Annotated in this window: 23 protein-coding genes and 1 tRNA gene; 17 read left to right on the forward strand and 7 right to left on the reverse strand. The window is 57.9% G+C overall.

The features are described 5' to 3' along the window. Window positions 1-47: 47 nt before the first annotated feature. Window positions 48-725, reverse strand: coding sequence for a LexA family transcriptional regulator (locus JIF53_RS16195; protein ID WP_199453351.1), 678 nt, complete (start codon window positions 723-725; stop codon window positions 48-50). An 88-nt stretch (window positions 726-813) separates the two neighbouring features. Between JIF53_RS16195 and JIF53_RS16200 the strand changes: the two genes are divergently transcribed. The 16 genes from JIF53_RS16200 (at window position 814) to JIF53_RS16275 (ending at window position 8,618) form a co-directional block, all read left to right on the forward strand. Then, window positions 814-1,017: a hypothetical protein gene (locus JIF53_RS16200; protein ID WP_108019135.1), complete on the forward strand. Its 204-nt coding sequence runs from the start codon at window positions 814-816 to the stop codon at window positions 1,015-1,017. A gap of 20 nt (window positions 1,018-1,037) precedes the next feature. Next, the gene (locus JIF53_RS16205; RefSeq protein WP_108019134.1) at window positions 1,038-1,259 is read left to right on the forward strand and encodes a hypothetical protein; all 222 of its coding nucleotides are present in this window, start codon (window positions 1,038-1,040) and stop codon (window positions 1,257-1,259) included. A 12-nt stretch (window positions 1,260-1,271) separates the two neighbouring features. Further along, window positions 1,272-1,460 carry a hypothetical protein gene (locus JIF53_RS16210; RefSeq protein ID WP_113878899.1) on the forward strand — a complete coding sequence of 63 codons (189 nt, stop codon included), beginning with the start codon at window positions 1,272-1,274 and terminating at the stop codon, window positions 1,458-1,460. Continuing rightward, a complete protein-coding gene (locus tag JIF53_RS16215; protein WP_199453353.1) occupies window positions 1,457-1,987 on the forward strand; it encodes an ogr/Delta-like zinc finger family protein in 531 nt (176 codons plus the stop codon). Before JIF53_RS16210 ends, JIF53_RS16215 begins: the two co-directional genes overlap by 4 nt. After that, window positions 1,984-2,316 (forward strand): hypothetical protein, encoded by a 333-nt coding sequence (locus JIF53_RS16220; protein ID WP_199453355.1) that lies wholly within the window; start codon window positions 1,984-1,986, stop codon window positions 2,314-2,316. Before JIF53_RS16215 ends, JIF53_RS16220 begins: the two co-directional genes overlap by 4 nt. Before the next feature lie 15 nt (window positions 2,317-2,331). Further along, window positions 2,332-5,040: a toprim domain-containing protein gene (locus tag JIF53_RS16225; protein ID WP_199453357.1), complete on the forward strand. Its 2,709-nt coding sequence runs from the start codon at window positions 2,332-2,334 to the stop codon at window positions 5,038-5,040. A gap of 13 nt (window positions 5,041-5,053) precedes the next feature. Then, window positions 5,054-5,347 carry a phage antirepressor KilAC domain-containing protein gene (locus tag JIF53_RS16230; RefSeq protein ID WP_199453359.1) on the forward strand — a complete coding sequence of 98 codons (294 nt, stop codon included), beginning with the start codon at window positions 5,054-5,056 and terminating at the stop codon, window positions 5,345-5,347. A gap of 74 nt (window positions 5,348-5,421) precedes the next feature. Further along, window positions 5,422-5,649, forward strand: a complete 228-nt coding sequence (locus JIF53_RS16235; protein WP_199453361.1) for a hypothetical protein — start codon at window positions 5,422-5,424, stop codon at window positions 5,647-5,649. Next, the gene (locus JIF53_RS16240; RefSeq protein ID WP_199453363.1) at window positions 5,642-5,857 is read left to right on the forward strand and encodes a TraR/DksA family transcriptional regulator; all 216 of its coding nucleotides are present in this window, start codon (window positions 5,642-5,644) and stop codon (window positions 5,855-5,857) included. Before JIF53_RS16235 ends, JIF53_RS16240 begins: the two co-directional genes overlap by 8 nt. Window positions 5,858-5,886: 29 nt before the next feature. Continuing rightward, window positions 5,887-6,261 (forward strand): hypothetical protein, encoded by a 375-nt coding sequence (locus tag JIF53_RS16245; protein ID WP_199453365.1) that lies wholly within the window; start codon window positions 5,887-5,889, stop codon window positions 6,259-6,261. Continuing rightward, a complete protein-coding gene (locus JIF53_RS19505; RefSeq protein ID WP_228285589.1) occupies window positions 6,258-6,581 on the forward strand; it encodes a hypothetical protein in 324 nt (107 codons plus the stop codon). The genes JIF53_RS16245 and JIF53_RS19505 overlap by 4 nt, the downstream gene beginning before the upstream one ends. After that, window positions 6,578-7,183, forward strand: coding sequence for a hypothetical protein (locus JIF53_RS16255; protein ID WP_199453367.1), 606 nt, complete (start codon window positions 6,578-6,580; stop codon window positions 7,181-7,183). Before JIF53_RS19505 ends, JIF53_RS16255 begins: the two co-directional genes overlap by 4 nt. Next, window positions 7,180-7,749, forward strand: a complete 570-nt coding sequence (locus JIF53_RS16260) for a hypothetical protein (protein ID WP_199453368.1) — start codon at window positions 7,180-7,182, stop codon at window positions 7,747-7,749. Before JIF53_RS16255 ends, JIF53_RS16260 begins: the two co-directional genes overlap by 4 nt. Next, window positions 7,746-8,039: a hypothetical protein gene (locus tag JIF53_RS16265; RefSeq protein WP_199453370.1), complete on the forward strand. Its 294-nt coding sequence runs from the start codon at window positions 7,746-7,748 to the stop codon at window positions 8,037-8,039. Before JIF53_RS16260 ends, JIF53_RS16265 begins: the two co-directional genes overlap by 4 nt. Beyond that, window positions 8,029-8,346, forward strand: a complete 318-nt coding sequence (locus JIF53_RS16270; RefSeq protein ID WP_199453372.1) for a hypothetical protein — start codon at window positions 8,029-8,031, stop codon at window positions 8,344-8,346. The genes JIF53_RS16265 and JIF53_RS16270 overlap by 11 nt, the downstream gene beginning before the upstream one ends. A gap of 2 nt (window positions 8,347-8,348) precedes the next feature. Then, window positions 8,349-8,618 carry a hypothetical protein gene (locus JIF53_RS16275; RefSeq protein WP_199453374.1) on the forward strand — a complete coding sequence of 90 codons (270 nt, stop codon included), beginning with the start codon at window positions 8,349-8,351 and terminating at the stop codon, window positions 8,616-8,618. Window positions 8,619-8,753: 135 nt separating this feature from the next. Here JIF53_RS16275 and JIF53_RS16280 read toward each other — a convergent pair whose 3' ends face one another. From JIF53_RS16280 to JIF53_RS16300, 5 genes are all read right to left on the reverse strand, one after another. Continuing rightward, window positions 8,754-9,428: a rhomboid family intramembrane serine protease gene (locus tag JIF53_RS16280; protein WP_206769636.1), complete on the reverse strand. Its 675-nt coding sequence runs from the start codon at window positions 9,426-9,428 to the stop codon at window positions 8,754-8,756. A 16-nt stretch (window positions 9,429-9,444) separates the two neighbouring features. After that, on the reverse strand, window positions 9,445-10,458 hold the full coding sequence (locus JIF53_RS16285; protein ID WP_011785544.1) for a metallophosphoesterase: 1,014 nt from the start codon (window positions 10,456-10,458) through the stop codon (window positions 9,445-9,447). Between the two features lie 2 nt (window positions 10,459-10,460). Beyond that, the gene (locus JIF53_RS16290; RefSeq protein WP_011785545.1) at window positions 10,461-11,345 is read right to left on the reverse strand and encodes an NAD(+) kinase; all 885 of its coding nucleotides are present in this window, start codon (window positions 11,343-11,345) and stop codon (window positions 10,461-10,463) included. A gap of 76 nt (window positions 11,346-11,421) precedes the next feature. Further along, the gene (locus tag JIF53_RS16295; protein WP_011785546.1) at window positions 11,422-12,657 is read right to left on the reverse strand and encodes a DNA repair ATPase; all 1,236 of its coding nucleotides are present in this window, start codon (window positions 12,655-12,657) and stop codon (window positions 11,422-11,424) included. A 133-nt stretch (window positions 12,658-12,790) separates the two neighbouring features. Continuing rightward, window positions 12,791-14,854 (reverse strand): NADPH-dependent 2,4-dienoyl-CoA reductase, encoded by a 2,064-nt coding sequence (locus JIF53_RS16300; RefSeq protein ID WP_011785547.1) that lies wholly within the window; start codon window positions 14,852-14,854, stop codon window positions 12,791-12,793. A gap of 135 nt (window positions 14,855-14,989) precedes the next feature. On the opposite strand from JIF53_RS16300, the gene JIF53_RS16305 reads away from it, so the two are divergent. Next, a complete protein-coding gene (locus tag JIF53_RS16305; protein WP_011785548.1) occupies window positions 14,990-16,036 on the forward strand; it encodes an AraC family transcriptional regulator in 1,047 nt (348 codons plus the stop codon). Window positions 16,037-16,060: 24 nt separating this feature from the next. Here the strand turns inward: JIF53_RS16305 and JIF53_RS16310 are convergent. Beyond that, window positions 16,061-16,137 (reverse strand) — tRNA-Asp (locus JIF53_RS16310). Window positions 16,138-16,255 lie beyond the last annotated feature (118 nt).

Consider the following 16,255-nt stretch of genomic DNA (forward strand, 5'->3'; position numbering starts at 1 on the left):
CTTTTTAATAATTATATCCAGCGCGTTTTTATTAGTTATTTATTCTGCTAAAACACCCGGCCCGCACGCCAATAACAAAGCCCCACAATCTCAATATTCCCGAAATTCTCCGGATGAATAGTCTCAGGTTGATACAGAGCGTTATCACTGGACACTCGCAGGCTGCCATCAGCCATGGTCTGCAAACGCTTTATTCGGAGTGCATCCCCAATCCGAATAGCAAAAACACCATCTGGCTTCTTCCTGGAACAATCGATCAGAACCGTATCGCCATCAGAGAGTGTGCCGTCCATCGAATCTCCAGAGACTCTAATAGAAGCCAGGTCTTTTGCATGGAGGCCCTCACGGGCGAGCCAGTCATTGCGAAATTTGATGTAGCTAATCACTCGCTCATGACTGAAGAAGGAGCCATTGCCAGCGCTTGCTTCCACGTCATAAAGCGGTACTTCGGTGTACTCAACATCTTGAGCGACTGGAAAACTGTCAACCTGACCGTCTGAGTCTCGGCCAATAATCAGCCAATCGAGACTAATACCTTTATCCATAGCGAGCTGGACACACTGATCGTATGGAACCGTCCCTCGCTTGCGCCAGTTATGAACACTTGCCTGCTTAATATCGAAATATGCCGCGACATCCTTGTCCATCGTGACACCAAGAACACTTTTCATTCGGCTTAATATGCGTTCAGCCAAAAGACTTTTATCAGTCAGATAGTTTTCCATAGTTAAATTTCATCCGTCATTTGGTTGATTGTTTATCCAAATGGCGTTTATCCTTCTGTGTAATTCAGCGTTACACAGAGGATACACCATGCAAGGTGCAAAAAAACCCAGTCCCAGCCACCGCGCACCCGTCGGTGTTTTAACTGCGAAGCCGATCGCGCTTCGCCTTCTCACGGAAGAACGTTCCGCCCTGGAGCAGGCCGCCCTGGCGGAAGGCCGTTCCCTGGCATCCCAGGCCCGCATCTTCTTTCTGCAAGGCCTGAATGACTACCAGCGCAAAACGTCTGCCTGAAGCACTGAAGGAGTAGCCGCATGTATCAGGACCCCAAACGCATCCGCAAACACCGTGTGAGCCTCAATCTGGACGACTACGAGGCTGCCGTGATCAACGCACTGGTGGATTACACCGGTACCGACAGAGCCAGCCTGCTACGCCAGATGCTGATCGCTCAGGCTGAGGCGGCACTTCTGCCCACGTCTCCAAGCATGGCCGGTGGTGCGCCACTTTCCGAGGCCCACATTCGCACCATTTGAGGTCCTCAAACGATGCCGGAAATCACCCTGGAACTGACGGACCAACAGGCCGAACTGCTGGACACCATTCGAAAACAGCAGGGCCTGGAAACCATGGATCAGGCCGCCGAGTGGCTGATCAAACAACGCATGCGAGGAGCCAGCCTGAAGTTGACCGGCAGAAACCGGGCGCTTCATGCCGTAGGAGGCCCCAGAAAGTGAAGCTCAACCAGATAACCCGCAATTACCTGACCATCGGCTGCCCGGCTTGCGGCGAATCCTGTTCGATCCAGTCCAGCAGGGCGATCCAGCAGAAGGGCAAAGATGCCTTCGTTCAGTGCCGGAACATCGAATGCGGATACCGCGGCTCCGTGGAGGTTTCCTATGGGCCGGTGCTGCAGGCCAAGAACCCGAGCACCCCAGATGCTGAAAATCAGCAGCGGCTCCAGTCCGGAGTCCGGAACAACTTCCTCCGGATACTCTGCCCCCACTGCGCCGGTGTCTGCCGAGTTCGCACCAGCGTGCAGATGATCTCGGCACAGCGGCAGCTTTACGTGTTCTGCCAGGACGCGGACCACTGCGGATACAAAGGCGTGGTGTTCCTCACCCATACCGATCGGCTTTCTCTGGACCCAGACGGCAATGTCCGCCAGATCCCCCTCGCTCCAGAAGTCCGCGAGCAATGCCAGCAGGAAATGGAGCTGGCCTACGAGAAGTACTCACCTAAAAAGAAGGACGCAACGCGATGAACGCAGTAGCTCAAAGCATGACTGACGCCGCCTATTCCCAGCTTCTGGCCCTTCGCAAAGGCAGCACAGATGCCCGGGAATGCATCGAAATGACCGTCGATAGCCTGATGGAGGAATACCAGTGCTCCCGCCGCCGGGCGTCCCTGCTGGTTATTCGTGCCTGGCACGATCTGGAAGGCACCAAACAGCCGAAGGCCTATGTCGACGTGAGTCTCACTACCGGCAACACGGTGGTGGTTCACGACCAGTCTGGCCGCACCAGCATCTTCTCGGTTCAGGAGCTGCTCAAGCTTCGGGACCAGGCCACAGCAATCCAACTCCCCGCCTGATCCGGAGCGCTCCGAATGCAAGACCAACTACGGGCCGACATCCTGCGCCGGCTCCAGAGCGACTTTGACGGAGTAGAACGGGGCTCATTCCTCCGCCGCCTGCGCTGCCCTTCCTGCGGAAAGCGAGAGGCGTTCGTGGGCACCGAGACCCCCTGGATGGTGAAGTGCGGCCGCGAAAGCAAATGCGGGGAGCAGCACCACGTCAAAGAGCTGTTCCCGGACCTGTTCGACAGCTGGACGGAGCGCTACGGCCGGAAGGATCGCAAAGCCGGCGAAAAGGAAACCGGTACCGAAGTGGCCGACGCTTACATGGTGCATGGCCGTGGCTTCGATCTGACCAAAGTCCTGGGCTGGTACACCCAGGAGCAATACTGGGACCGAGAGCGCAATATCGGTTCCGCCACGGTTCGCTTCAAGATAAACGATCGAGGCGACTACTGGGAGCGGCTGATCGACAAGCCGCACCGCTTCGGCAAGAAGAAGGCCCACTTCAACTACGGCAGCAAAACCAAGGGTCTCGCCTGGGTACCGCCCGGGCTGGATCTGGCTCAGGGCAAAGAGCTCTGGATCGTGGAAGGCATCTTCGATGCTACCGCGTTATACCACGCCGGTATCGCTGCTGTGGCTGCCTTCAGCTGCAACAACTACCCGGATACCTTCCTGGCCGAACTGCAGAAGGCCCGGGAGGAAGCCGGCGAGGAACTGCCCCGCCTGATCTGGGCCATGGACGGCGACGAAGCCGGCGTTCGCTACATCCGCAAGTTCGCCAACATCGCCCGGTCCCAGGGCTGGAAGGTAGGCGCAGCTGTCATCCCCCAGGAAGGCAAGCACAAACGCGACTGGAACGACGCCTGGCAGCGCGGCGAGCTGATCAAAGAAGACGGCGAGCCCACCACCAAGGAGTTTCTGTACCAGGGCGACCTGGTGATTGCCCGCAGCGCCCAGGAAAAAGCGAACCGGATGTATAGCCACACCGGGCGCAATGAATTCCCGTTCGGTTTCAACAACCGGCTGTTCTGGTTCAAGTTGAACATGGAGGAATTCCACAGGGCAATGCGGGACCTGGAGGACAGCGACGAGCCGCTGACAGACCGCCAGATGGTCGACCGGGCCCTGGAACAATGCAACGCCGTGGTGGAGATCGCCAACTGCTACCCCACCGCCTTGTACTACCTGGCCAACAAGGTGACGGACGAGTCCTGGTACTACTACCGCGTGGACTTCCCGCACGACGGCCGGCCCGTGAAGAACACCTTCAGCGGCGGCCAGTTGGCCAGTGCCAGCGAATTTAAGAAGCGCCTGCTGGGCATAGCCCCCGGCGCCGTATGGACCGGCTCCAGCCAGCAGCTGGATCGCCTTCTGAAACAGCAAATCAGCGGTATCAAAACCGTTGAGACCATCGATTTCATTGGCTACAGCAAAGAGCACGAAACCTGGGTATTCCCGGAACTGGCTGTTCACGCGGGCCAAATCCACGAGCTGAATAATGAGGATTACTACGACATCGGCCGAATGTCTGTGAAGACGCTCTCCGAGTCGGTTTCTCTCTCCATCAATAAAGATCGCGGCGACTACCAACGCGGATGGGCCCGGGATCTGGCCGAGTGTTTCGGCCCGAAGGGTGTGATTGCCCTGGCCTACTGGCTGGGCAGCCTCTTCGCCGAGCAGATCCGTAAGGAACACAAGAGCTTCCCGTTCATTGAGATCGTCGGTGAGGCGGGCTCCGGTAAGTCCACGCTGATCGAATTCCTGTGGAAGCTGGTAGGTCGTCAGGATTACGAGGGCTTCGACCCGAGCAAGGCCACCCTCGCCGCCCGGGCACGGAACTTTGCCCAGGTATCCAACCTGCCGGTGGTGTTGATCGAGTCAGATCGGGACCAGGAAGCCGGCGCCAAGCAGAAGCAGTTCGACTGGGACGAACTCAAAACGGCCTACAACGGCCGCAGCGTGCGCAGCCGTGGCCAGAAGAATGGCGGCAACGACACCTACGAGCCACCCTTTCGTGGCGCCATCGTGATCAGCCAGAACGCCCAGGTGAACGCCAGCGACGCGGTGCTGCAGCGGATCGTTCACGTGAGTGTGACCCGCGAAAACCACAACGAGACCACCAAGGCCCTCGCCGAGAAGTTGGAGCGCTGGCCCATGAACCAGGTCTCCGGCTTCGCCCTGCATGCCACCACATCGGAATCACAGATCATGCGCCTGGTGTGCGAGCGGGCGCCCCAGTACGAAAAGGCCCTGGCTGAACTTCCGGAAATCCGCATCCACCGGATTGCCAAGAACCACGGCCAGATGACCGCCCTGATCGATTGCCTCGGCCCGGAAGGGCTGAATCTTCTGCCCGAATCTTACCTGGAACCAGCCCGGGAAATGATCATCGACATGGCCAAGGAGCGTCAGACCTCCGTGAACGCCGACCACCCGATGGTCCAGGAATTCTGGGAAGCCTACGACTTCATCGAGGGCCTGAACGGCACCCCAACGCTGAACCACTACGGCGAGAACGAGAAGCTGATCGCCGTGAACCTGAAGCATTTCGAGCAGGTGTGCGCCGAAGCCAAGCTGCGCATCCCCCCGATATCGGAATTAAAACGCCACCTGAAGACCAGCCGCAGCCGGAAGTTCATCGAAAGCAGCCGCACCGTGCGCTCGGTCATTCGCGAGAGCCTCAATTCATCTGCCAGCACGTCGGTTCGGTGCTGGATCTTCGAGAAAGAAGTGTAAGGAGGAAGCAGCCGTGGAATACACCTTCGACCAAGCCGCCGCCCTGCTGAACATGGGCCGAAACACCCTGATCCGCCGCCTGCGCGAGGAAGGAATGCTGGGTAGGGACAACCTGCCAACGGGCCGCTGGCGTGGCCGGGGCGTGTTCCGCGTGATTACCAAGATGTACCGCCACCCGGTGGCCGGCTACAGCCACTACGGCCGCACCGTCATCACTGTGAAAGGGCTGAATGCCGTAAGCCGGAAACTCGGCATCGCCCAACACCAGCCGGAAGGCACCAAACACACGGCGAGCTGGGTTAACTGACCCCTCTGGGGTTGCATTCTGAAAACACGTGATAGGACTGGGGTTACCCATTCTTCAAAAGACAGGAGAGCAGTATGGAACAGGCAATCACAACACAGACCACCCCGGAAGCCCGCCTGCATGACGTTGGCGAGCTCACAGTGATCAACGAAGACCACGGCCGCTGCCACCACCGCGTGGCCATGGTCCTGATCTTCGATTCCCCCGAGGAAGCCGCCGCATGCATGGAAGCCGGCCTGGTGCGATTGGTACCGGCCAACGATCTGAACCCCGAAGCCACGGAGCACCTGAACCATGGATAAAGCCGACATCGCTGGCGACTACATCGAGCAGTCCCTGGAACTTGCCCTTGAGAACCAGCGCAACCGGACCACCGCGACCAGTGACGACCCTCACTGCGAAGAGTGCGGTGTCGAGATCCCGGCCAAACGGCGGGAAGCGCTGCCCGGCTGCCCCACCTGCGTGGACTGCCAGCAGCTGCTGGAAGCAAGAACTCGGAACTACCGATAAAGACAGGCCGGAAAGGCCGAGGAGAAATAATGAAAATGCTGACGCTAACCGAAGAAGAAATGATCGAAAACCTGCACCTGGCCACGGAGGAAGTGCTGCTGCAGTGCATGGTGCTGAACCGCCGCGGCATTGTTCAGGCTCACCTGAATATTCACGGCCACACGCACAGCACCGATATCAGGATTATGCCGGCCAATACCGAATGGAGGGACGAAATTGAGCTGCCGGACAAGCTGGCCGAGATCGATATCAGGCTGACGTTTTACGACTGGCTCAATAAGAGCGAGATGAACGACGAATACCTGGCGCGCATGGCCAGCCTGGAACAGTTCATCCGCTACCTGGATCACCTGATCGCACTGAACAAGCCCATCGAAGTCGAGCTGAAGGAGACAGCGGCATGAGCATGCAAACAGTCACCAGACAGGAATTTGAAGAAGGTCTCCGGGAGGATGAAGCACGAACGGCGGTTCGCGCATCTTACGGAGGGCTAATTGAAACCACCCAAGAAAAAGAAATGACCGCCCTAATCGGCACCAGCGCCGACGATTGCGCCATCAGCATCACCAGCCATGCCGAGACCGAACCGGTAGAAACGATTCGCAAGGTGATCAGAGTTCTGGAACTTATGAACTCTCGCGGCATTGAAAAGAAAAGCCACCGCCAGGCCATGCTCCGTGCCGGGCGCAAAGCGCTGAACAAGATTGGGGAGTTCCAGCAGTGAGCAAGAAGCGAAACCGCAGGAAAAACCATAGCGCGATCGCCAGAGACCAGCGCCTGTTCGCCAACTCCCGGGTGTGGACCTGGGAGGGCCTGACAAGCCCGGTGGATGGCAAGCAATACACCACCGCCGAGCGGTGGTCCCCGTTCGGCTGGATCACCATGGGCGAAGACCTCGCCCACCACCTGGTAAATCGCCCGCGTAACTGGTTCGTCGGAGTGAGGGCCCTGTGTCGCGCGCCAGACGGCAAGAGCTGGATGGAAAGCCGGCTGTTTGATCTGCCCAGCTACAACATCCAGCAGGTAGAGGACCTGTACCACCAGCTCCGCGCCGATGCGCTCAACGCCCAGCGCACCGACCAGGTGTATGACCTGGGCTGGATCTGCCAGACCTGGCACGGGAAGAAACCCGAGGATCCGCTGGAGCTCTGGCACTACCAATACGCCCCGGCGGAAGTCATCCGCCGGATCACCGACAACGAGAAGATCATCACCCGAATGGCCGGCCCAGGCTTCAGCCAGGAGCGATACGACCGGTGGCACCAGGTAAACCGGGAATACCTGGAAGACAGAAAGCGGGTTTTGGAACAGGAGAACGCAGCGTGAAAGAAGCAATCATCGACATGATGTTTGAAAACAACATCCGGGCAGAGGGGATTATCCACATCCCCACCATGCTGGCGCAGGACGCCTGGCCGGACATTGCCCGGGAAGCGTTCATGGAAGACGAGCCAGACCGGATCTGGGAAGAGATCGGCATCGAGCCGCCCTACGACCTGGACGACGAAGGCCTGATCTTCGAGCACCTCACCGACAACCAGAAGTTCGGCTACCTGGTCAAGTTCGCCACGCCGGTACCGCAGGACATCACGGCTGATTCCCATCGCCTTTCCTGGGGCTACTACAGCATTAAGTGGATCTATGCCGAGAGCTACGAGCAGGCCTGCGAGAAGGCGCTGGACTGGCGCCAGGAGTTCATCGATCGGAGACGGGAGAAGGCATTGAAAGAGCAGGCCGACGGTGAAGAACAATTGAAAGGGTATGGCCCAACGTGTCCGGAATGCGGCGAAGGTCCAATGTCTCCCAAGAACCCCGCGGACCCGGACAGCGACGAATACTTCTGTGGCGAGTGTCTTTTTAATGATGCGGATGAAGGTGAGGAGGCACCGTGAGCAACAAAACCGAGACACTCCGACGAGCATTAAAGGATGGCCAACCCCGATCATCTGCTGAGTTGGAAGCGCTGACCGGAATTCCTCAGAAGCGTGTGGTTGCGCTTTTGAGCTGGGATATAGAGAACGGACGAATCGAGCGCTTAAAGGATGAAGGCCAGCCCATGCGGCTGCGCAAAGTCAACGAACGGTCTACCCAGATAGAGCGTTCTATCAGGTTTCTCGAATCACTCGGCTACGAGATCACACCACCGAACGGCAAGAATATGGAGGTTCATAATGTCCGGTAATGAAGTGAAAGGCGGCCACCTGGCCAGATCCGCCGCCATGCTATGCCAGGATCCGGAATTCCGCCGCTACCTGGATCGAGCCCAGAGCCACAAAGGCGGCGTTCACATTCCGGATGGTACCCACTCAGAGGAAGACGCCCGGGACCTGATCCTGACCGCCTGCAACATCGGTAGCCGGGCGGAACTGGACCATAACGTCCAGGCCGCCACCCGGTTCCGGCAGATCAAAGCACACTATCAGCGCTGGCGCGGACGGCAGAAACGGCGCGAAGGAAATCAGCAACACGAAATCACGACAGGAGCCTGATCATGATGCAAATAGAGACCAGCAAGCGGGAGGCGCCACCGGTCAAACGGTTTGATCCGAAGTACGTTCAGGTCTCACGGAAGGAGGCGGCCGCGATCATCGGCAGAAGCCCCACCGAATTCGACCGTCTGCGTAAGCGTGATGATCGCTGTCCGAAGGGACACAAGGCCGGAAACGGCCGCATGGCGCGGGTTATGTTTCGGCTTTCGGATGTTTATCGGTACAGCGAGCAGCTGATTGAAGACGCCGAGCAAGCGGATGACAGGAGCTAGCTTCGTGTATACCTATTTGTATACCTGAGCCAAAAACCCATGTAAGCACCTGTTTTTATTGCCTCCGAAAACTCCCTCATCAGGAGCTAAAAGCTCTTTTAACAGCCTCACCTTTTGGTGGGGCTTTTTTTTGTTTCAGCGTCGGTATCGACGAGGAGGCATGATCGCCGCCATCGCCAACCCGGCCAGAAAACCGCCCAGGTGTGCCTCATTGGCCATGCGACCCACGCCAATCATCTCCGGCACTGGCGTAAAGCCAATGATCATCCACACCAGCGCAAAGGTCACCAGTGCCGGCGGGAATTGGAAACGCGGCAGTCTTCGCTGGCTCAACCAGCAATAACCGAGAATGCCGTACACCACCCCCGAGAGCCCGCCGAACAGCGGGCCGGACACCAGATACTGTAGAAGATTGGACGCCAGACTGGTGGCCAGAAACAGTCCTACCAGCCGTGCCCGGCCGTCCATCCATTCGATCTGACTGCCCAGGAACCAGAGCATCACCGAGTTGAAGATGATATGGGTCCAGCTGAAATGCAGGAAATCCGGCGTCAGCAGCCTCCAGACCTGGCCTTCCGAAAGGGTGATAGAGAGCGCTTCCAGGCGCCCTGCCAGTGTGCTGAAGGTATCCCAGCTGAACGGCCGGGGGTCGACAATCATCATAGCGGCGGCAAAATTGCTCTGCCCCATGCCGGTCAGCCATACCATCACCACGGCAACCACGATGACGCCAATGACAAAAGGGGCATGACGGGGCGCCGGCTGCCAGCGGCCGCCAGGAGTGATCGGAGAAGACGACGGACTATCCAAAACTACCTCTCTGGTGTTAGCGGGCGACACTATCTTCGCTGGTCGGGTAATCGGGCTGCTCCGGCCGGTCAACATCAACCCAGACAAATTTGTCCGAAGAGAGCACCTTTTCCCCATCAAACCGATAGGCCACCAATTTGCCATACTTCACGGCGCTGAAATCAATACACGCCACATTGTGCTTGAGCGGAGCAGGGGCACCCTCCATCCAGTAATGCCCGACAAACACCGGCGGTGCGTCCAGTGGATAGGTAATCAGCTGCTTGCGCTCCTCCTCGCGCAAAGTCCTGCTGGCCACCTCCGGCGGCAGCGGGTCCGGCTGGAACACCACATCTGCATAGGTTTGCGGGTCGTCTGCCCAGAACTTGGTACGGAAGAACTGCCGGACGTAGCCATCCCGGCCCGTAATGGACATCCCTTCCGGCAGGCGCAGGTCAGTTCCGCGCAACAGGGTATCCATCACCTGCCCGGCAAAGGATTCGATGGCCGCCGAGGCGTGCAGGAAATCCTCGTCGATACAGGCGCCGCCCTGGCTCTGGCGGAACTGATCAATCAGGGTCTGATCCCAGCAGGCATGCACCACGCGGAAGCCATCCTCATCAATGAACAGCGGAATGCTATAAAACCACTCCAGAAATTCGTTCCATTCGTGTGGATACGCATCAAACTGCTCAAGGGTTTCCTTGATCAGCCGATCGTGGCGGGCATTGTGTTCCCTCAGAAATTTCTTGCCGCTGCCTGGCCGTGCCCGGGTGCAGTAACCCAGTGCGTTGTACTCGTGGTTGCCCATGACAATTCGGGCAAAGCCGTGCTCCACCATGTCACGCACCAGGTGCAACGCTTCCCGTATTCTCGGCCCACGATCAATAATATCGCCGATAAAAATGGCCTGTCGGCTGGGGTGCTGGTATATGCCGTTCCGCTTCCGATACCCCATCTGCTCCAGCAATCGCTCCAGGGTATGGGCGCAGCCGTGGATGTCACCAATAACGTCGTAGCCGCGATGTGCGGTTGTCTTGATTGCCGCCATGATCAACTCGCTGCTATTTCGCTTGCCCAGCCCAGCTTGTCCCGGCAGGTCGCGTAAAAATTGTGATCGGTGGGATGAATCAGACGGATCTTGAATGGTTTTTTGGTGATTCTGATGATATCCCCCGGGGCACAGGCAATGTTCATCTGACCATCGAAGCTGACCTGTGGATAGGTCTCATTGGTTTCGCCGATCACCAGTTTGATCTCGCTTTTACCATCCACCACGATCGGCCGACTGCTCAGGGTGTGGGGGAACATGGGCACCAGCACCACCGCATCCAGCTTGGGATGCATAATCGGGCCACCAGCCGACAGAGAGTAGGCTGTAGAGCCGGTCGGCGTCGCCACAATCAAACCATCTGAACGCTGGCTGTAGACGAAATGACCGTCGATAAACAGATCAAAGCCAATCATGCGCGTGGATTTGCCCGGATGCAGAACCACGTCGTTCAATGCCGAGCCATACCCCAATGGCTGGCCATTACGCTCAACATGGCCATCCAGCAAAAACCGGGATTCTTCGATGTAATCGCCCTCAAGAACCCGGGCCAGGCGCTCTTCAAGATCTGACGGCGAGATATCGGTCAGAAATCCCAGTCGACCGCGGTTCACGCCAAGAATCGGAATCTTGGACTTGGCCAACTCCCTGGCGGCGCCCAGCAGGCTACCATCACCCCCGACCACGATCACCAGATCACAGATCTCACCCAGGAGCTTCTTGCTGGCCACCTGCAAACCATGACCAGGAATCATGGTGGAAGTGTCTTCCTCGATGATCACATGGTAATTGTTGGCGGTAAGGTACTGCTTGAGCTGCCGTAAAGACTCCACCACCTTGACGCTGCCCATGCGCCCGACGATGCCGATATTCCTGAACTGGTCCATGAAGTGTCCCGTGGTCTCTGAATGAAACAGGAAACAGTTTAACGAAACTCGGGCAGATTCTGAAAAAAGATACCGATCAGGCCTTGTGCTGGTCGCAGCGATCGTCCTGTCCGGGCTCGAATTCGGCAGGCTGGGTCACGCGCATGATGGGCTCGCCACAGGCTTTGCCTTCGTCATCAACATGTTTGCATACGGGGTGTTCATAGTGGGCAAGCCATTCCCGATAGGCTGGCTCATTCATGCCACAGCGCTCTGCGGCATAGGCCAGTGGGTTCCCGAAGTAAGTGTCGATGTCTTCGTAGGGCAAAGTAATATGCCCGACACCGGGGTGGTAGGCCACCAGGAATACCGCCTGGGTGCGCAGCTGCTCCAGCAGGGAATCTTCCGGAGGCTGGCGATGGCGGAGTTCATGGTTCTCCTGCTCCAGAGCCACGATCTTGTCGTCACGCAATTCCAGCTCCCGCTGTTTGCGCTCCAACTGTTCCCGCAACAACACCGTCTCGGCATTGGCGTTGGCATCTTCCCTGCCTTGTTCGGCACTGCCCTCCGCCATTTTCTCCTGCATGCTCAGGTATTGCTCATTGCGCTGGGACAGGCGTTTTTTCAACTGCTCGTTGGTCAGTTTCAGGCGTTCGTGTCGCTGCTCCAGGTCCGCCAGCTCACTGCGCAGCCCCTGCATTTCATTGCGATGCTCACGCTGAAGGTCAGCCAGTGAATCCCGATGGACGCTCTGGAGCGTCTTGATTCTGAGCCGTTGCTCGCGGAGGACCTGAGCCAGACGCGCGCGGTCACGGCTACCATCGTCACTGTTCGATTGCGGGGTCGGGGCAGTGAGTACCGGGATATTCTCTTCTTCGGGCTCGATCTTCTGAAAACGGAGAGTATTGGCGTCAACCGCCTTGCGAATGGCCTGAAAATGGTTGTTTCCGGGGGTCATGTCCGGGTCCCAGAGTTCATTGGCAAACTCTGGATCCGGACACTGACTACGACACACCAGCCTGATAGGGCCGCCCCCCATGTTGGGGCCTTTCGCGCCCTGCTCTGCCAGCGCTTCAATGGGGACATTCCAGTGGCTGTCTGCGCGCCCCTCCTCATCAAACCAGATGCGGAAGAACACCAGAGAACGCACATTCAGATCGGTGCTGAGATTGACGAGAACCGCCCGGACATCAGTCTCGGCCAGGTCTGACAGACCAACATAGCCATCCAGGAAAGCGCCAAATTCCGACAGTCTCATCTGCCGGGCAACCTGGCTACCGTCCATAAAAAATACCGCCGAATAACCTTCAGCGGCCTGGCTGGCATTTACCATCAACCTTCTCCGTGCCCCGGGAATCTCAGTTCCGGACGCTCGCCAGCGCCCTTTGGTTCCAATTCAAACACTTTCCGACATAGTCTAGCCAGACAAGTGCCGAAGCACAGAGAAAAACTGCAACGATTTGTGATCAAATCTCCGCAGCGAGCCGGCTGCCCTGGTTAATGGCCCGCTTGGCATCCAGCTCCGCCGCCACATCGGCGCCACCAATCAGGTGTACCGGAATGCCCGCTGCCTCAACACCGGCCTGCAGTTCGCGAAGCGGCTCCTGACCCGCACACACAATGATGGTATCCACCGGCAGGATCTTGTCCTCACCCTGCTCTGCGCCTTTCGGCGTAACCGTGATGTGCAGACCTTCATCGTCGATCTTGCGATAAGTCACCCCCGGCACCATCTGAACATGGCGATTCTTCAGCGAGGTTCTGTGAATCCAGCCTGTGGTCTTGCCCAGATTCTTGCCCACTTTGGAGGCCTTACGCTGCAGCAGATAGACCTCGCGAGCCGGTGCCGGCACTTCCGCCGTAACGCCCTGGATACCGCCGCGATGCTCGACCGACAGGTCCACGCCCCACTCCTTCATGAAGTGTTCGGTATTCAGAGAGGGAGAATCGCCCTTGTGGACAATAAACTCGGACACATCAAAACCGATACCACCGGCACCGATCACCGCCACTCGCTGGCCCACCGGCTTGCGCTCCAACAGGGCGTCGAGGTAACCGATAACGTTCGGGCGATCAATGCCCTCGATATCCGGAGTGCGGGGTTCCACACCAGTAGCCAGAACCACTTCATCGAAACCACCCGCTTTGAGTTCCTCGGCGGAAACCCGGGTATTCAGACGTACATCGACCCCGGTCTTGTCGAGCATTTTCCGGAAATAACGCAGGGTTTCGTAGAATTCCTCCTTGCCCGGAATACGCTTGGCCACGTTGAACTGGCCACCGACTTCGCTGCCGGCATCAAACAGGGTCACCTTGTGACCACGCTCCGCGGCCACGGTGGAAAACGCCAGGCCCGCAGGGCCGGCACCGACTACCGCGATGGACTTGGGCTGCGCCGCTTTAACGTAAGCCAGCTCGGTTTCATGGCAGGCCCGCGGGTTGACCAGGCAGGAGGTCAGCTTGCCGCTGAAGGTATGATCCAGACAAGCCTGGTTACAGCCGATGCAGGTGTTGATCTCGTCGGCACGATCCTGCTCCGCCTTCAGCACCAGCTCAGCATCGGCCAGGAACGGCCGGGCCATGGAGACCATGTCGGCATCGCCGTCCGCCAGGACTTTCTCGGCGACATCCGGCATGTTAATCCGGTTGGTGGTCACAAGAGGAATGCTGACCTCGCCCTTCAGGCGCGCTGTTACCTTGGTAAATGCGGCCCGGGGCACCGAGGTGGCAATGGTCGGAACACGGGCTTCGTGCCAACCGATACCGGTGTTGATAATGGTGGCTCCGGCTTTCTCGATTTCCTTGGCCAGGTGAACCACTTCTTCCCAGGTGCTGCCGTCTTCAATCAGGTCCAGCATGGACAACCGGTAGACGATAATAAAGTTCTCACCCACCCGCTCACGGACCCGGCGCACAATCTCCAGCGGCAGACGGATACGGTTCTCGTAGCTGCCGCCCCACTGGTCGGTGCGGTGGTTGGTGTGAGCGACGATAAACTGGTTGATGAAGTAACCTTCAGAACCCATGATCTCGACGCCGTCATAGCCGGCCCGCTGCGCGAGAGCGGCGCAATTCACGTAATCGTCGATCTGCTTCTGGATACCGGCTTCGTCCAGCTCCCTGGGTTTGAAAGGGTTGATGGGCGCCTGAATAGCAGAGGGTGCCACCAGCTCCGGAGAGTAGGCGTAGCGGCCAGCATGCAGAATCTGCATACAGATCTTGCCACCTTCGTCGTGAACCGCCTTGGTGATGACCTTGTGCTTGTCGGACTCTTCCTCGGTATTCATCTTGGCCGCATGCTGGAATACCGCACCTTCCGTATTCGGGCCTATACCACCAGTCACGATAAGACCAACGCCGCCACGGGCGCGCTCAGCGTAGAAAGCAGCCAGGCGCTCAAAACCGTTTTTCACTTCCTCAAGGCCGGTGTGCATGGACCCCATCAGGGTACGGTTGCGTAACGTGGTAAAGCCCAGATCAAGAGGCTTCAGAAGATTCGGGTATTTGCTCTCGCCGGAAGCAGTGGTCATGAAATTCTCCTCATCTGATCAGGTATCGGGACATCCGCCCATTTGTTATGGGCATAACACTACCGACCCTGCTCTGCGCCAACAATATCCAAAAATAACATTTGATTATCCCTGAAAAACATCAATAATAGGCCCATGATCAAATCCCGAACGCCGGCCCGGAATGCTCTGGGCGATATCAGCCTGCTCTATGTCTCCGTGCTACTGCGGGCCGTTGCTGCCGAAGGTGGAGATGCGGAACAGCTGAAAGCACGGTTCCATCTGAGCGCTCCGGAACAGGCGGCTGTCGATGCCCGTATCAGCATCCCCAGATTCATGCGACTGGGCCACGCCGCTATCAATGCCACGGGGAATCCGGCGCTGGGGCTGCGCATGGGGGCGCTGTCACGCCCGGTCGACGCCGGCATGGCGGGGCTCGCCGCCGAAACCGCCGGGACAGTCGCCGGGGCACTTGAATTGCTGGTGCGATATTCGCTCCTCACCAGTCATAATTCCCGCGGGGCTCCCAGCTTTCAGCGCGCAATGAAAACCGTGAGCTTCTATTCCATTCGCCCCTATAACCAATACAACTATTTTGTCGTGGATTCTGTGCTGGCCGCCTGGACCCAACTGATTCGACACATGACCGGCCGCTACGATGTACTGGAGCGTGTCCGGATTGAGTACCCATCCATTGGTCAGGACGACCTGTTCGAGAGCTGGTTCCGATGCCCCGTGGAATTCGGGGCTCCGGCAAACGATATCCGGATCAAGGACACAATCTGGGAGCTGGTACCGGCGCAGGCGCAGAGAGGCATGAATGAGAAACTGGTGAGCCTGTGCGAACAGGAACTGCAGCGAATCCAGCGAGGGTGGAGAATTACCGATCGCGCCCGCCATCACATGGCGCCATTACTGGTGGGTGGCAAGGTGTCGGTGGACGTTCTGGCCGCAAAAATGGGCCTGACGCCCTGGACACTGCAACGACAGCTGGCCGAAGAAGGCAGTGGATTCCGGCAATTACTGGACACTACCCGCCAACAACTGGCCTGGGATTACTTGAAGGAAACCGACAGCTCGCTGGCAGAAATTGCCTGGCTGCTCGGCTTTGCCAACCCTCCGGCATTTCACAAGGCATACCAGCGATGGCATGGCATCAGCCCGGGCGAACATCGAAAGATTCTGAGGATCAAGAAAAACTGAGAAGACTTCAGGGGAGGTAAAAAATGGCGGAGCGGACGGGACTCGAACCCGCGACCCCCGGCGTGACAGGCCGGTATTCTAACCAACTGAACTACCGCTCCGCGTAGCTGCCTGAGCTGTCTTGCGACTGCTCTGTGACAACGAGGGCGCATTATAAAGAGGCCCTCGTTTATGTCAACGATTTTGCCAAACTTTTTTCAGATTTGCCTGAATCGCCAC

Origin of the sequence: Marinobacter sp. bablab_jr008 (assembly GCF_016464145.1) — a bacterium.
In the GTDB taxonomy this organism is placed as follows: domain Bacteria; phylum Pseudomonadota; class Gammaproteobacteria; order Pseudomonadales; family Oleiphilaceae; genus Marinobacter; species Marinobacter nauticus.

What these genes read in the sequence shown, in the direction of transcription:
- JIF53_RS16195 (WP_199453351.1), bottom strand. Translation starts at nt 725, where the DNA reads ATGGAAAACTATCTGACTGATAAAAGTCTTTTGGCTGAACGCATATTA.
- JIF53_RS16200 (WP_108019135.1), top strand. Translation starts at nt 814, where the DNA reads ATGCAAGGTGCAAAAAAACCCAGTCCCAGCCACCGCGCACCCGTCGGT.
- JIF53_RS16205 (WP_108019134.1), top strand. Translation starts at nt 1,038, where the DNA reads ATGTATCAGGACCCCAAACGCATCCGCAAACACCGTGTGAGCCTCAAT.
- JIF53_RS16210 (WP_113878899.1), top strand. Translation starts at nt 1,272, where the DNA reads ATGCCGGAAATCACCCTGGAACTGACGGACCAACAGGCCGAACTGCTG.
- JIF53_RS16220 (WP_199453355.1), top strand. Translation starts at nt 1,984, where the DNA reads ATGAACGCAGTAGCTCAAAGCATGACTGACGCCGCCTATTCCCAGCTT.
- JIF53_RS16225 (WP_199453357.1), top strand. Translation starts at nt 2,332, where the DNA reads ATGCAAGACCAACTACGGGCCGACATCCTGCGCCGGCTCCAGAGCGAC.
- JIF53_RS16235 (WP_199453361.1), top strand. Translation starts at nt 5,422, where the DNA reads ATGGAACAGGCAATCACAACACAGACCACCCCGGAAGCCCGCCTGCAT.
- JIF53_RS16240 (WP_199453363.1), top strand. Translation starts at nt 5,642, where the DNA reads ATGGATAAAGCCGACATCGCTGGCGACTACATCGAGCAGTCCCTGGAA.
- JIF53_RS16245 (WP_199453365.1), top strand. Translation starts at nt 5,887, where the DNA reads ATGAAAATGCTGACGCTAACCGAAGAAGAAATGATCGAAAACCTGCAC.
- JIF53_RS19505 (WP_228285589.1), top strand. Translation starts at nt 6,258, where the DNA reads ATGAGCATGCAAACAGTCACCAGACAGGAATTTGAAGAAGGTCTCCGG.
- JIF53_RS16270 (WP_199453372.1), top strand. Translation starts at nt 8,029, where the DNA reads ATGTCCGGTAATGAAGTGAAAGGCGGCCACCTGGCCAGATCCGCCGCC.
- JIF53_RS16275 (WP_199453374.1), top strand. Translation starts at nt 8,349, where the DNA reads ATGATGCAAATAGAGACCAGCAAGCGGGAGGCGCCACCGGTCAAACGG.
- JIF53_RS16285 (WP_011785544.1), bottom strand. Translation starts at nt 10,458, where the DNA reads ATGGCGGCAATCAAGACAACCGCACATCGCGGCTACGACGTTATTGGT.
- JIF53_RS16290 (WP_011785545.1), bottom strand. Translation starts at nt 11,345, where the DNA reads ATGGACCAGTTCAGGAATATCGGCATCGTCGGGCGCATGGGCAGCGTC.
- JIF53_RS16295 (WP_011785546.1), bottom strand. Translation starts at nt 12,657, where the DNA reads ATGGTAAATGCCAGCCAGGCCGCTGAAGGTTATTCGGCGGTATTTTTT.
- JIF53_RS16300 (WP_011785547.1), bottom strand. Translation starts at nt 14,854, where the DNA reads ATGACCACTGCTTCCGGCGAGAGCAAATACCCGAATCTTCTGAAGCCT.
- JIF53_RS16305 (WP_011785548.1), top strand. Translation starts at nt 14,990, where the DNA reads ATGATCAAATCCCGAACGCCGGCCCGGAATGCTCTGGGCGATATCAGC.